The organism is Cylindrospermopsis raciborskii Cr2010 (genome assembly GCF_003367075.2).
GTDB classification, from domain to species: Bacteria; Cyanobacteriota; Cyanobacteriia; order Cyanobacteriales; family Nostocaceae; genus Raphidiopsis; species Raphidiopsis raciborskii.
The window spans coordinates 453,127-467,487 of the sequence record NZ_CP065936.1 but is presented as its reverse complement, the minus strand read 5'-3'; the positions used below and the strand labels follow the sequence as shown (position 1 = coordinate 467,487).

At 39.9% G+C, this 14,361-nt stretch carries 12 protein-coding genes; 6 read left to right on the top strand and 6 right to left on the bottom strand.

Going from position 1 to position 14,361, the window contains the following annotated elements; translation table 11 throughout:
- Nucleotides 1–193 precede the first annotated feature (193 nt).
- Both C6N34_RS02115 and C6N34_RS02110 read left to right on the top strand, forming a co-directional pair.
- On the top strand, nt 194–424 hold the full coding sequence (locus C6N34_RS02115) for a hypothetical protein (RefSeq protein ID WP_115538288.1): 231 nt from the start codon (nt 194–196) through the stop codon (nt 422–424).
- Nucleotides 421–768, top strand: a complete 348-nt coding sequence (locus tag C6N34_RS02110; RefSeq protein WP_082604673.1) for a UPF0175 family protein — start codon at nt 421–423, stop codon at nt 766–768. Before C6N34_RS02115 ends, C6N34_RS02110 begins: the two co-directional genes overlap by 4 nt.
- A 245-nt stretch (nt 769–1,013) precedes the next feature.
- Here the strand turns inward: C6N34_RS02110 and C6N34_RS02105 are convergent, their stop codons facing one another.
- The 3 genes from C6N34_RS02105 to C6N34_RS02095 form a co-directional block, all read right to left on the bottom strand.
- Complete coding sequence (locus tag C6N34_RS02105; RefSeq protein ID WP_236107304.1) at nt 1,014–1,859, bottom strand: hypothetical protein; 846 nt, start codon at nt 1,857–1,859, stop codon at nt 1,014–1,016.
- Between the two features lie 386 nt (nt 1,860–2,245).
- On the bottom strand, nt 2,246–3,214 hold the full coding sequence (locus C6N34_RS02100) for a hypothetical protein (RefSeq protein WP_236107302.1): 969 nt from the start codon (nt 3,212–3,214) through the stop codon (nt 2,246–2,248).
- Nucleotides 3,215–3,600: 386 nt separating this feature from the next.
- Nucleotides 3,601–4,344 carry a hypothetical protein gene (locus C6N34_RS02095; RefSeq protein ID WP_236107300.1) on the bottom strand — a complete coding sequence of 248 codons (744 nt, stop codon included), beginning with the start codon at nt 4,342–4,344 and terminating at the stop codon, nt 3,601–3,603.
- A gap of 133 nt (nt 4,345–4,477) precedes the next feature.
- On the opposite strand from C6N34_RS02095, the gene C6N34_RS02090 reads away from it, so the two are divergent.
- The 4 genes from C6N34_RS02090 to C6N34_RS02075 all read left to right on the top strand — a co-directional run bounded on the left by C6N34_RS02090 (nt 4,478) and on the right by C6N34_RS02075 (nt 8,534).
- Nucleotides 4,478–4,786: a transcriptional regulator gene (locus C6N34_RS02090; RefSeq protein ID WP_057177413.1), complete on the top strand. Its 309-nt coding sequence runs from the start codon at nt 4,478–4,480 to the stop codon at nt 4,784–4,786.
- 263 nt (nt 4,787–5,049) lie between these two features.
- Nucleotides 5,050–7,353 carry a GumC family protein gene (locus C6N34_RS02085; protein WP_115538933.1) on the top strand — a complete coding sequence of 768 codons (2,304 nt, stop codon included), beginning with the start codon at nt 5,050–5,052 and terminating at the stop codon, nt 7,351–7,353.
- A 77-nt stretch (nt 7,354–7,430) separates the two neighbouring features.
- Nucleotides 7,431–7,670, top strand: a complete 240-nt coding sequence (locus C6N34_RS02080) for a DUF2442 domain-containing protein (RefSeq protein WP_115538934.1) — start codon at nt 7,431–7,433, stop codon at nt 7,668–7,670.
- A gap of 249 nt (nt 7,671–7,919) precedes the next feature.
- Complete coding sequence (locus C6N34_RS02075) at nt 7,920–8,534, top strand: hypothetical protein (RefSeq protein WP_115538935.1); 615 nt, start codon at nt 7,920–7,922, stop codon at nt 8,532–8,534.
- A gap of 2,174 nt (nt 8,535–10,708) precedes the next feature.
- Here the strand turns inward: C6N34_RS02075 and galE are convergent.
- The 3 genes from galE to C6N34_RS02060 form a co-directional block, all read right to left on the bottom strand.
- Nucleotides 10,709–11,692 (bottom strand): UDP-glucose 4-epimerase GalE, encoded by a 984-nt coding sequence (gene galE / locus C6N34_RS02070; RefSeq protein ID WP_115539333.1) that lies wholly within the window; start codon nt 11,690–11,692, stop codon nt 10,709–10,711.
- A complete protein-coding gene (locus C6N34_RS02065; RefSeq protein WP_115539332.1) occupies nt 11,689–13,110 on the bottom strand; it encodes a sugar transferase in 1,422 nt (473 codons plus the stop codon). The genes galE and C6N34_RS02065 overlap by 4 nt, the downstream gene beginning before the upstream one ends.
- 183 nt (nt 13,111–13,293) lie before the next feature.
- A complete protein-coding gene (locus tag C6N34_RS02060; protein ID WP_115539331.1) occupies nt 13,294–14,298 on the bottom strand; it encodes a glycosyltransferase in 1,005 nt (334 codons plus the stop codon).
- Nucleotides 14,299–14,361: the final 63 nt, after the last annotated feature.

The window sequence follows — 14,361 nt, the reverse complement described above, 5'->3', positions numbered from 1 at the left end:
GATTACACACTACAAAGCCAGTCGGTTTTGAACCGACTTGAGCTTTGAGACCGGGAATTGATTCCCGGTCTCCCCCACGGACAGTCTCCAGGTGTGGGGTGATTCAACCAAATCATGGTTCATTCCGTGTGCTTCCCAATCGCCCTCTTAATTTGAGTTAAAATAAAATGCGATCGCTTATGAGCAAACCCAAGTGTGGGGTAGTTTTCGAGCAGCACGCAAATCCCAGCCTAAGCTAATAACAAGTGGTATTAGTGGCAATCAATCCTTATGGCATTGGGTAAGTGCCAGTGGAGATAAAATGAATTTGCCGGTTATCGACACCATACAGTATAATCCGGAATTGCAGGTACAATTTGAGAAATGGGGATATTTGCCAGATAAAGTTTCTATTAACTTATTAAATTTACGTGTAGAATTATGATGGACATTTCGATTCAATTACCTGATGAAATCTTTGACAGTTTTCGCTGTAAACCTCAAGAGTTTGTGAAAAAAATGAAACTCGCTGCTGCTATTCATTGGTATCAAAAAGGCGAAATTTCTGAAAAAAAAGCTGCTCAAATAGCAGGATTAAGCCATCGAGACTTTGTAATGTCTTTAGCCGAAGAAAAAATTTCTGTGTCTACCATTGGCTTAGATCAGGTTAAGGAAGATGTCTCTAATCAGCGGAAAGAGTTTATTCGTTCTCTTAGAGGCAAGTATAAAAATTACTTGAGTCCCAGTGATTTTTTTATGCAACAAAAACAAACTAACATCTTGTTATAACACCAGATTTTTACGCCTTCAACCACAAAAACTCATCTCAAACCTTTTTTGCATGGTGATGGCGATAAGATATTGGGCAGATTATTGCTAGTGTCGGTTAACGCTTATGCTCTTAATTCGAGTTAGAATAAAATGCGATCGCTTAACGCGTGACTCAAAAAAATGTGGTAATTATCAGGTGGGAATTTGAAAATAGAGTTCCCAAGAACCGTTTTTGTGTGTTTTACAGTTTTAAGATCCCAATATCATTGCTCCTGATTTTTTATTTGGTTGACACCCAATTGAGATAGAACAACTGCCAAGTGCTGTAGTGTCTCTGGTGAAAGTCCTTCTAGGAGGTCCTGAGGAGAATATTGCTTTAACACCTCTTCGGGAGAATATTGCTTTAACACCTCTTCGGGAGAATATTGCTTTAATACCTCTTCGGGAGAATATTGCTTCAACACTTCTTCAGTTGGTATCTCTCTCAAGTGACTTATTACAAAATCTTTTTTGAATTGCTCTAATGTGTATGTCATTGGCAGTTTCTCCTTTAAGTAAAACTCATATAGTTGTTGCATTAATATGCTATACTCGCTCTTGCGATAACTTTCTTGATAATGGCTAATCGCTTCTTCCACCACTTCTGCTCTCGCACTAAACAGTCTCCACAACTCATTGTTGGCACTTTTGGGTATTTTCGACAGGACTATCAGTCTCACGTTCATAGTAACACATTCTATATCATAAACCCCTTCACTGACAGTTTTCCATTTTAATCTCCCCATTAATTGGGTCGGTTCGTGGGTTGTTAATCCGTACAGTCTGTAATCCTCCTCTGGTAGCAGGTTCGACAAGGATTTACTCGTTTGCTTCCGATAATTGACATAGTGTCCTATTAATTCCATTAGTGACCAAACTGTGAATGATTCATGAATGGATTTATAGCTGATTAGGTTGTGTTTAGACATGTTTTCTAAACCTGCTGGATACAGATTAAATCCGCTGTCTTTATATCTCTTAATGATTATAATGTCTAGCAGTTGTTTTCTGATGGTTAGATCCTTTTCTACTTCTACCTCATAAGGGCTATTATAGAAGTGGACGGTCATAAACATTCCTAATAGGCGGTGCCAGTCTCTATTTGGGGTGTCCTTTTTTTTCTGAGGTTTGGATTTTTTACGTACCATAACCGGACTGTTCGCATAATTTATTAGATGTGGTGTGGGTTAATTACCCCATGTCAATATAGTATCAGAAATTCTTACACTAATTTATTCCTAATCCACTTGGATGAGGTTGCGCTATATTCCCCGCAGGTCCAGTGTTAAATTGGAGGTGGGCGATTGCGAAGCACTCCCTCTCTTAATTTGAGTTAGAATAAAATGCGATCGCTTAACGCGTGACTCAAAAAAATGTGGTAATTATCAGGTGGGAATTTGAAAATAGAGTTCCCAAGAACCGTTTTTGTGTGTTTTACAGTTTTAAGATCCCAATATCATTGCTCCTGATTTTTTATTTGGTTGACACCCAATTGAGATAGAACAACTGCCAAGTGCTGTAGTGTCTCTGGTGAAAGTCCTTCTACGAGGTCCTGAGGAGAATATTGCTTTAACAGCTCTTTTGGAGAATATTGCTTAATCTCTTCGAGAGAATATTGCTTTAACAGCTCTTTTGGAGAATATTGCTTAATCTCTTCGAGAGAATATTGCTTTAACAGCTCTTTTGGAGAATATTGCTTAATCTCTTCGAGAGAATATTGCTTTAACAGCTCTTTTGGAGAATATTGCTTAATCTCTTCGAGAGAATATTGCTTTAATACCTCCTCAGTCGGTATCTCTCTCAAGTGACTTATTACAAAATCTTTTTTGAATTGCTCTAATGTGTATGTCATTGGCAGTTTCTCCTTTAAGTAAAACTCATATAGTTGTTGCATTAATATGCTATACTCGCTCTTGCGATAACTTTCTTGATAATGGCTAATCGCTTCTTCCACCACTTCTGCTCTCGCACTAAACAGTCTCCACAACTCATTGTTGGCACTTTTGGGTATTTTCGACAGGACTATCAGTCTCACGTTCATAGTAACACATTCTATATCATAAACCCCTTCACTGACAGTTTTCCATTTTAATCTCCCCATTAATTGGGTCGGTTCGTGGGTTGTTAATCCGTACAGTCTGTAATCCTCCTCTGGTAGCAGGTTCGACAAGGATTTACTCGTTTGCTTCCGATAATTGACATAGTGTCCTATTAATTCCATTAGTGACCAAACTGTGAATGATTCATGAATGGATTTATAGCTGATTAGGTTGTGTTTAGACATGTTTTCTAAACCTGCTGGATACAGATTAAATCCGCTGTCTTTATATCTCTTAATGATTATAATGTCTAGCAGTTGTTTTCTGATGGTTAGATCCTTTTCTACTTCTACCTCATAAGGGCTATTATAGAAGTGGACGGTCATAAACATTCCTAATAGGCGGTGCCAGTCTCTATTTGGGGTGTCCTTTTTTTTCTGAGGTTTGGATTTTTTACGTACCATAACCGGACTGTTCGCATAATTTATTAGATGTGGTGTGGGTTAATTACCCCATGTCAATATAGTATCAGAAATTCTTACACTAATTTATTCCTAATCCACTTGGATGAGGTTGCGCTATATTCCCCGCAGGTCCAGTGTTAAATTGGAGGTGGGCGATTGCGAAGCACTCCCTCTCTTAATTTGAGTTAGAATAAAATGCGATCGCTTAACGCGTGACTCAAAAAAATGTGGTAATTATCAGGTGGGAATTTGAAAATAGAGTTCCCAAGAACCGTTTTTGTGTGTTTTACAGTTTTAAGATCCCAATATCATTGCTCCTGATTTTTTATTTGGTTGACACCCAATTGAGATAGAACAACTGCCAAGTGCTGTAGTGTCTCTGGTGAAAGTCCTTCTACGAGGTCCTGAGGAGAATATTGCTTTAACAGCTCTTTTGGAGAATATTGCTTAATCTCTTCGAGAGAATATTGCTTTAACAGCTCTTTTGGAGAATATTGCTTAATCTCTTCGAGAGAATATTGCTTTAACAGCTCTTTTGGAGAATATTGCTTAATCTCTTCGAGAGAATATTGCTTTAATACCTCCTCAGTCGGTATCTCTCTCAAGTGACTTATTACAAAATCTTTTTTGAATTGCTCTAATGTGTATGTCATTGGCAGTTTCTCCTTTAAGTAAAACTCATATAGTTGTTGCATTAATATGCTATACTCGCTCTTGCGATAACTTTCTTGATAATGGCTAATCGCTTCTTCCACCACTTCTGCTCTCGCACTAAACAGTCTCCACAACTCATTGTTGGCACTTTTGGGTATTTTCGACAGGACTATCAGTCTCACGTTCATAGTAACACATTCTATATCATAAACCCCTTCACTGACAGTTTTCCATTTTAATCTCCCCATTAATTGGGTCGGTTCGTGGGTTGTTAATCCGTACAGTCTGTAATCCTCCTCTGGTAGCAGGTTCGACAAGGATTTACTTGTTTGCTTCCGATAATTGACATAGTGTCCTATTTCCACTTCATAAGGGCTATTATAGAAGTGGGCGGTCATAAACATTCCTAAGACGATGCAATCTTGATTGTCGAGGTTTTTAATAAAACAACGAGATCAACACCTAAAAACGTAATTGACATTTGCAAAAAGCGTTTGGGCAAATACGATACCGACCCACAGGAGCAAATCGATGGAACAACTTAAGAAGGAACGTTTGGAATCTAAAGGTTGGAAAGTTGGGACCGTCTCAGACTTTTTAGAGTTAACACCAGAAGAAGCGTTTTTGCTTGAAATCAAACTGGTTCTTAGTCGCAGCTTGAAGGAGCGCCGGCAAAAATTGATGACTCAGGTTGAACTCGCTTCTAAAATTGGCTCCAGTCAACCTCGGATTGCTAATGCTGGGAATGGTAGTGATTCGGTGGAATTGTTAATTCGAGCAATGTTGGCAACAGGTGCAACTCCTAAAGATATTGGGCAGATTATTGCTAGTGTCGGTTAACGCTTATGCTCTTAATTTGAGTTAGAATAAAATGCGATCGCTTAATGCGTGACTCAAAAAAATGTGGTAATTATCAGGTGGGAATTTGAATATGACAAAACCAGTCGGTTGAAAATGGACTTGTTAATTTGTATTAAAATGTTAAACTGGTACAGTTTATGATATTATGTCCATGTAGTTCAGGTTTATTCTGTTCAATCAGTAAGAATACCCTCTGCTAAAAATGAATTCTCCGTAGTTTAAATGTCAAGCATAAGTTAAGTATGAACAGTACCAACGAAAGCAAAAGTCTCATCACCAGAGAAAAAGAAAATATTATTCTCCAACCAGAAGTGATATCCTCTGGGAATCTGATATCCCTTCAAACAACTGAGGATGACATTGATCTCAAAGAGATAATGTCCATCCTCAAAAGACGAGCATTAGGCATTTTGACAATTGCCTCCCTGATCATGGCTGGAGGTAGTTACTACCTGTTTACAGCAGAAAAAATTTACCAAGGCAGTTTTGAGATTTTAGTAGAACCAGTTAGTGGCGAAAAAAATAACTTACTGACCGCAGCCCTAGAAAGCACTCAACTTGACCAATCAGGATTAGACTACGATAGCCAAATTAAAGTTCTCAAAAGCCCTGAATTGCTTAATCAGGCCCTACCTGACATACAATCTCAATATCCTGAGCTTACATACGATTTATTTATCAAAAACTTAGCCATCCAGAGATCAGCTGAAACTAAAGTTCTAGAAATTACCTATAAAAGTCCAGATCGGGCGGAAATTGACTTGGTGTTAAATACCCTGTCCAAATTTTATTTAAAATATAGCTTAGAGAAACGCAAGACTAAATTAAATCAAGGTCTAAGGTTTATAGACGAACAACTGCCTAGAATTGGCGCTACTGTGGATCAACTACAGCGTGAACTACAAGTATTTAGACAAAGGTACAAGTTTGTTAATCCAGAGGATCAGTCCGGTAAGTTGGTAGAGCAAATTCAGAGCTTAGAAACACAAAGAATAGCCATAGAGCAGAAGTTGGCTGTGGCTAGAACCAGTTATGCCACATTGCTCACACCAGAAGGACAACAAGCTGCATTAAACCAGACTCAGAGTCAAACTCAGTCGCCTTACAATATATTAGTTATTCAGCTTAGACAAATAGAAGCCCAACTATCTGGAGAACTAGCCAGATTTCAAGGGGATAATCCATATATAACAACATTAGAAGAAAAAAGACAAAACATATTACCTCTCATAGAAAAAGAGAAAGAGAGATATATAGGTCTGAAAATAGCGGAAGTGGCCAATACTATTTTATTACTAGAATCGGAAAACAGAGAAATCACCAGAGCGCAAGAGCAAAGCAAAGCCAGATTCGATCTATTACCCCGTTTAGCCAGACAAAACACGGATCTGCAAAGAAAATTACAACTAGCTAGTGAAAGTTTAAATCGCTTCTTAGAAGCCCGGGAAAAACTGGCCATTGAAGTAGCCCAAACAGAAATACCTTGGGAACTGGTCCAAGCTCCAATGACGCCTGAATTGCCAGTTTTTCCTAAAATCTACCAGAGTTTATTGATTGGACTAATTGGCAGCTTATCTATAAGTGTTGCGATCGCCTTCCTTTTAGAGAAACTAGACAACTCCTATCATGATGCCATCAACATGCAGGAGAGGACCAAACTCCCCCTATTGGGGACTTTGCCGAGAATGAAAAATGTTGGTATCAGCTATCAATATCGCCATGATTCTGACCAAAGCCAAAATAAACCTGCTAAAACCAATCCATTAGATATACCCCTTCCCTTTTTCTCTCGCAAGAAAAAGAAGAAAGGCTACGGGTATGGTTATGGATATGGTTATTATGGAGAGGGTCATTTTTGGCAATCTTTGCAAGTGCTGTATGCCAACATTCAGTTACTCAACTCCGACGAAGTTGTCAAGTCTGTAGCCATCACCTCTGCTCTCAAAGAGGAGGGAAAAAGTACATTGGCACTACACCTAGCTCAAATGGCAGCTTCTGTGGGAAGAAGGGTTTTGCTGGTGGATACTGATTTGCGACTTCCTCAAGTACACAAGAGGTTAAACTTACCCAACTTAGTTGGTTTAAGCAATGCTATCACCTCAAATCTTACTCCTGATGAGGTAATGCAAAAGTTACCAGATTTGGATACTTTATCAGTAATTACCTCGGGAACTCAACCGCCAGATCCCATGCGACTAATTTCATCTGAGAAGATGAAACAAATGATGGCATACTTTCGTGAAAAATTCGATTTAGTAATTTACGACACACCACCTGTTATGGGTATAGTGGATAGTAGACTGGTGGCTTCGCAAACAGATGGTTTGATTTTAGTGGTCAAAATGCACAGGACAGACCGCTCGATGATTAAGCAAGCTCAGGATGCTCTGAGGCAGTCATCTATTAATGTATTAGGTGTAGTTGCCAATCAATATAATAAGAGCATTCATCAATATCATGATTATTACTACGGTTATAGTTATGGTGGTCGTAGGAAGGATAAAGAAGCAGCGGAGGAGGGAATCAATTCCCCATCTCAAAGCTAAAGGAATTACCGCTCATTAATGTCTACCCTAGAAAAATGCGATCGCATTTCTCAATTATATCTACGTTAGGTTGTCTTATGATAAGAGTATTTACCGTTGTTGCTGAATCAGACTTCCATCTTATTTTGAGATTTAGTAATGACGAAAAACGTCGGTTCGATATGCGTCCCTATCTGGACATGACTGTCTTTCAACCATTGAAAAATCCAGGTTTTTTTGGACTGGCCTCTGTCAATTATGGCACAGTGGTGTGGCCCGGGGAAATTGATATTGCGCCAGAAACACTCTATGAACTGTCCGTACGTTTACCTAGTTAATTCTGTGTGCTTCCCAATCGCATTTATATATATCCTGTTGATTTGTTGGGTTTCGCACTCCTCAACCCAACCTACGTTAATCCTATGTTTAATTCCACTCACACAAGGTACTAAGTATGTTTCTCGAGGAGAAAACAGATAGTGAGTCAAATTTCTAAGGTTGGGCAAGATTGAGCTTAGGGAGCTAAATTCGGTTTTAAACTGAATGAAAAAGACCATACTAAACTTTACGTATTATAATATGGTAACATGGCTTATAGTGATTTTAGTCTTGTATCTGTCAAAAAAGCTTTTGGGCTTAATTTAATTGAAAAAGCCCATTTATTTGCTCAATGTCCAGAATTTGCACCCAGTGCTTTACTGGGTGAGATCCTTGAGGAAAACATTCCCCTAGCATTAGCTAGTAACACGGAAAAATCTCGATCTGAGATGCTGATTGCCCCAATTTTAGTCGATTTGCGCAGGCAATTTTCTAACCATATTGGTGTGTTTTCTGGGGTTAATTTTACGGTTGATTCCTCCCAAGGTTTGAATGGCAATTGTGATTTTTTAATCACCTATTCCGATGATTTATTGCTAGTCACCGCGCCAATTATTACTTTGGTGGAAGCCAAAAAAGAGGATTTAAATGCTGGATTAGGACAATGTATAGCTGAAATGATTGCAGCACAATATTTTAATCTTCAAGAAGAGAACGAAATTAAGGAAATTCATGGTGCTGTAACATCGGGAACTATTTGGAAGTTCTTGAAACTATGCGATCGCAATGTGTGGATTGATTTGACTGAATATTATTTAGACAATTTATCGAAAATAATGGGTATTTTAGCTCATTCAGTGAGGGGAGTAATTACCAGATTTTAGTTGCAGCTATGATAACATTTATTTAGGGGAATGAATTTATCTCCTTGCAGAAGTCTGTGATTCACACACGAAACACAATACCCCCATGGGAATGCGATCGCATTTTACTTTAACTCAAATTAAGAGGGCGATTGGGAAGCACACGGAATTAACCGGGATTGTTTGAATTAAACCACACCTGGAGACTGTCCGTGGGGGAGACCCGGAATCAATTCCCGGTCTCAAAGCTCAACTCGGTTCAAAACCGACTGGTTTTGTAGCGTGTAATCGTAGGTTGGGTTGAGGAACGAAACCCAACAAACCAACAGGATATGTATAAATACAATTGCAAACCACTCCCTACAGGAGCTCGCCATCATCATCCAAGTTCCCAGTCAATTTCTAAGGGAATGAATTTATCTCCTTGCAGAAGTCTGTGATTCACACACGAAACACAATACCCCCATGGGAATGCGATCGCATTTTACTTTAACTCAAATTAAGAGGGCGATCGGGAAGCACACGGAATTAACCGGGATTGTTTGAATTAAACCACACCTGGAGACTGTCCGTGGGGTAGACCTGGAATCAATTCCCGGTCTCAAAGCTCAAGTCGGTTCAAAACCGACTGGTTTTGTAGCGTGTAATCGTAGGTTGGGTTGAGGAACGAAACCCAACAAACCAACAGGATATGTATAAATACAATTGCAAACCACTCCCTACAGGAGCTCGCCATCATCATCCAAGTTCCCAGTCAATTTCTAAGGGAATGAATTTATCTCCTTGCAGAAGTCTGTGATTCACACACGAAACACAATACCCCCATGGGAATGCGATCGCATTTTACTTTAACTCAAATTAAGAGGGCGATCGGGAAGCACACGGAATTAACCGGGATTGTTTGAATTAAACCACACCTGGAGACTGTCCGTGGGGTAGACCTGGAATCAATTCCCGGTCTCAAAGCTCAAGTCGGTTCAAAACCGACTAGTTTTGTAGCGTGTAATCGTAGGTTGGGTTGAGGAACGAAACCCAACAAACCAACAGGATATGTATAAATACAATTGCAAACCACTCCCTACAGGAGCTCGCCATCATCATCCAAGTTCCCAGTCAATTTCTAAGGGAATGAATTTATCTCCTTGCAGAAGTCTGTGATTCACACACGAAACACAATACCCCCATGGGAATGCGATCGCATTTTACTTTAACTCAAATTAAGAGGGCGATCGGGAAGCACACGGAATTAACCGGGATTGTTTGAATTAAACCACACCTGGAGACTGTCCGTGGGGTAGACCTGGAATCAATTCCCGGTCTCAAAGCTCAAGTCGGTTCAAAACCGACTGGTTTTGTAGCGTGTAATCGTAGGTTGGGTTGAGGAACGAAACCCAACAAACCAACAGGATATGTATAAATACAATTGCAAACCACTCCCTACAGGAGCTCGCCATCATCATCCAAGTTCCCAGTCAATTTCTAAGGGAATGAATTTATCTCCTTGCAGAAGTCTGTGATTCACACACGAAACACAATACCCCCATGGGAATGCGATCGCATTTTACTTTAACTCAAATTAAGAGGGCGATCGGGAAGCACACGGAATTAACCGGGATTGTTTGAATTAAACCACACCTGGAGACTGTCCGTGGGGTAGACCTGGAATCAATTCCCGGTCTCAAAGCTCAAGTCGGTTCAAAACCGACTAGTTTTGTAGCGTGTAATCGTAGGTTGGGTTGAGGAACGAAACCCAACAAACCAACAGGATATGTATAAATACAATTGCAAACCACTCCCTACAGGAGCTCGCCATCATCATCCAAGTTCCCAGTCAATTTCTAAGGGAATGAATTTATCTCCTTGCAGAAGTCTGTGATTCACACACGAAACACAATACCCCCATGGGAATGCGATCGCATTTTATTTTAACTCAAATTAAGAGGGCGATTGGGAAGCACACGGAATTAACCGGGATTGTTTGAATTAAACCACACCTGGAGACTGTCTCCAGGGGTTACATACAACATAATTGATGAAACATATATTGGGTTCAATCAACCCACAATCCGACAAAACTAGTCGGTTTTCAATCAACTTGGGCTTTGATCCAGGGAATGAATTTACTGGATCCCTTGAGCTTGTCAAGCTTACACGAATAAGGCAAAAAATGACGGAGTCCAATTTAAAACAATCACTTACCTGGTGGCTTTACTTTTTTCCCAATCCAGAGTGGTAGATATTATATCATCCAGGTTATCATACTTAGGTTCCCAATTGAGAACTTGCTTAATCTTCTGTGCATGAGCAGTCACACAAGCTGGATCCCCCGGACGACGACTGGCTATGGTTATGGGAATATCCATCCCAGAAATAGCTCTGATTCTTTCTACTACTTGCAACACACTATAACCTTTACCGTACCCACAGTTTAAAATTTGGGACGTTCCATTATTCTCCAAATACTTCAAGGCATCCACATGGGCTGAAGCTAAATCTTCTACATGAATATAATCACGCACTCCCGTACCATCCACAGTGGGAAAATCCACACCGAAAATCTTGAGTTCCGGTTGGCGTTTCAGTGCCACATTACAAGCATTGGCAATTAGGTGGTTGGCATGGGGTGAGTTGGAACCAAGTCTCCCCCGGGAATCGGCTCCAGCAACATTAAAGTACCGTAAAATTACGTAGCGAAAATCAGATGCCAATCCATGATCCTGAATTATCCACTCGCTCATCAGCTTGGAACGACCGTAAGGATTAATGGGTGAGGTAGGACTCTCTTCTGTTACGGGATTTTCCTGGGGTTGTCCATAAACTGCAGCTGTGCTGGAAAAAACAAACTGGTTGACTCCCATCACACTACAGCACCGTAGCAGGTTGAGTGTGTTACGGGTGTTGTTAGTATAGTAGTCTAGGGGATGGGCTACGGACTCTGGAACCACTAAACTGGCTGCAAAATGTAATACTGCACTAAATCTGTGCTGGCTAAATATTTGGTAAAGTCGGTCTATATCTGATAAATCACCAATAACTAGCTCCCCATGAAGTACGGAATCAGGCGTACCAGTGGAGCAATTATCATATACTACTATATCATATCCCGATTCAGCTAACTGAAGCACCACATGGGAGCCAATATAGCCTGCACCCCCAGTCACTAAAACCTTTTTATTCATCTACCTTTACCTAAAAAGACCACTCTGATGGTTTTGAAAATGATAGCAAAGTCTAACCATAGAGAATAATTTTTGATGTAGTAGAGGTCATAAGCCAGTTTTTCATAGGAATCCTCCAAGGAAGCTCCATAAGGATAGAGAACCTGAGCCCAACCAGTAATTCCCGGTTTGACCAGATAACGCAATTCGTAGTAAGGAATGGCCTCTTTCAGCTTGATATCAAATTCTGGTCTTTCTGGACGGGGACCAATCAGACTCATTTCTCCCCGTAACACATTCAAAATTTGTGGTAGTTCGTCAATGCGTAAGATCCTCAACCAGTAACCAACCTTGGTAATCCGGGGATCCCGTTCACTTGCCCATTGGGCCCCTCTTTTTTCCGCATCCTTATACATGGAGCGGAATTTGTACACTCGAAATGGGTTGCCATGGAGTCCTGTGCGGATCTGGCTATAGAAAATGGGTCCGGGACTCTCCAATTTAATCAAGATTCCCACCACTACCATAATTGGAAACAGTGTTACTAGTAATAGAGTCGCTAGGACAATATCGATGACACGTTTAACCCTAATTCTCAGACTACCGGAGACCAAATTGAACCCACTACTGAAGGCGAACCAATGATCTTCTAGCAAAGAGGGGGAGATTTTCCAACATAGTTCTTCACAAGCATCAGGCAGTCTATACACTGGAATGCCCTGTAGGCGAAGTTTCATCAATGTCTGATGTAAGTTATCAGATATATCTATGCCATCTCCCACAACTACTCCAGACCACTTTTGGTCAGCCCAATTGGGCAGATTATCTAGTTTGTCTAAGATGAGTGGAGGGTCCATGCCATTGAGCTTAGGTATATAGGGATTTTCCGTTAGGACTATCAATTGTCCACTATGCTTGGTCTGGGAGAAAATGTCGGCAAATTTCATAGACCTATCCCCAGCGCCCAGCATTAGCCAATAGGAATTTTGTACGTGCGATCGCTCCCACTGAGCTGCCAATAGTCGGATATTGATAGCCCAGATTGTAAAAGCGACTAAGCTAATTAGAAAGGTTATTGGGTCTAAGGATAAATCTTTTTGCCAGGAGTTGGCGAGATAAATTAACAGCGAGCAGAGGAGAGCAGTGGTAGAGTTGCTAACGATGACCCTGGCCCCAGCTCGCATTCCGGCAATTTGCTTATTGGGATGGTATGTATCTAGTAAGTACATCCCTGTAAGAATTAGGAAGACAAATGCCCATGTGGTTGGGTTGAGTATGAGTTGTACGTGTCCAAGCCTTAAATAGGATGTTAGTGCTAGGGAAATAACTAGTCCAAAGAGGTCAGCGGTCAAGATAATTGGGGCGATTAAGCGCGAGATTTTGCTGACTCTGGAAGCATTGATTTTTAATCTGGGATTTTCAAGTTTTACTTCTAGCATGTATCTCATTATGGGCTATTTAGAGGATACCAGTATAACAACTGGGCTGAAAGTGGGTTCTAATTATAAACAGGATGGCACAAGTAAGGAGTTATGGCAAGGGCTATTATTATTGACTGGATATGTACTAGTTCATGTATGAGTTTGTAACTCAGATCACGAGCATGCCAGAGTTTTTAATTGTTATGAACTAAATCGTAGATTTTGAATGTAGTAATAAGGACTAAGTAAAATTCCAAAAGAATAGAAAAAATGGCATCCAGAGAAACCAATTATTGCCTTAATTGTAAACAACAGATCCTTTTTGAGAGAAATAGAGAAAAATGTTACAAGAAGTCCATAAACCAAAAATAGCCCTATTAGAATATGATGGAAAATAATATGGTAAAAACCAAATGCTCCAAGAAAGAGTATTAAAAACACAACAGCGATGGGGAATATTTGTCTTATAGCTGTAAGAGTCCGATATTTACAAAGGAAAAGTCCTCTTCCCACACCAAAGTTAAAACAAAGTTTGAAGAACTTGCTTAAGTTTTCTCTGGGAAAATACTGCACTATTATACTAGAATCCATGTACACCTTTCCTCCGTTTCTCCTGATCCTATAATTTAGGTCGGAATCTTCACTAATTCCAGGATGTACCTCATCGAACCAATTAGCATTAAACTTACATATACTTTTTCTAAATGCACCAAGATAAACAGAGTCAACCAGTCCAGAATAAGAATGATTTCTAAACTTGGCTCCACCAAAAGAGAATGGATGTCTCATAATATCAGCAATTAACTGTTGATCGGGAGTTCTCCCAATGGGAGACATCACACCACCTACATTCTCAGCTCCACTGTCAGAGGAAAGTTGAACTATCCGCTTAATATAGTCCGATGCGATATGAGAACGTGCATCAAGTCTAATAATTAATTCTCCCTCTGATAATTCAAATAATTTGTTTAAGGATTTTGTCCTGGAAAGATTGGGAGCGTGTATAAATTTCAGATACTTACCCAAATCACCCAAGTAGTAAACTGCTCTTTCTTCACTATAACTACCAGCTTCTAAAAGTATTATTTCTACTTTCAATCCATCAACTTCCTGTTTGCTGATGTCTCTTAACAAATAATCCAGGTTTTCACCTTCATTGAATGTTGTAATGACAATACTAACTGTAGTTATTTTTTCTTTACTCATTTACTTTTTTGGGTTATGCACTACGGTTGTTAAGTGTTGTTAAGAATAATAGGAAGAGCTTAG

Coding starts and splice junctions, on each gene's coding strand:
- C6N34_RS02110 (WP_082604673.1), top strand. CDS start 421: ATGATGGACATTTCGATTCAATTACCTGATGAAATCTTTGACAGTTTT.
- C6N34_RS02105 (WP_236107304.1), bottom strand. CDS start 1,859: ATGACCGTCCACTTCTATAATAGCCCTTATGAGGTAGAAGTAGAAAAG.
- C6N34_RS02100 (WP_236107302.1), bottom strand. CDS start 3,214: ATGACCGTCCACTTCTATAATAGCCCTTATGAGGTAGAAGTAGAAAAG.
- C6N34_RS02095 (WP_236107300.1), bottom strand. CDS start 4,344: ATGACCGCCCACTTCTATAATAGCCCTTATGAAGTGGAAATAGGACAC.
- C6N34_RS02090 (WP_057177413.1), top strand. CDS start 4,478: ATGGAACAACTTAAGAAGGAACGTTTGGAATCTAAAGGTTGGAAAGTT.
- C6N34_RS02085 (WP_115538933.1), top strand. CDS start 5,050: ATGAACAGTACCAACGAAAGCAAAAGTCTCATCACCAGAGAAAAAGAA.
- C6N34_RS02080 (WP_115538934.1), top strand. CDS start 7,431: ATGATAAGAGTATTTACCGTTGTTGCTGAATCAGACTTCCATCTTATT.
- C6N34_RS02075 (WP_115538935.1), top strand. CDS start 7,920: ATGGCTTATAGTGATTTTAGTCTTGTATCTGTCAAAAAAGCTTTTGGG.
- galE (WP_115539333.1), bottom strand. CDS start 11,692: ATGAATAAAAAGGTTTTAGTGACTGGGGGTGCAGGCTATATTGGCTCC.
- C6N34_RS02065 (WP_115539332.1), bottom strand. CDS start 13,110: ATGCTAGAAGTAAAACTTGAAAATCCCAGATTAAAAATCAATGCTTCC.
- C6N34_RS02060 (WP_115539331.1), bottom strand. CDS start 14,298: ATGAGTAAAGAAAAAATAACTACAGTTAGTATTGTCATTACAACATTC.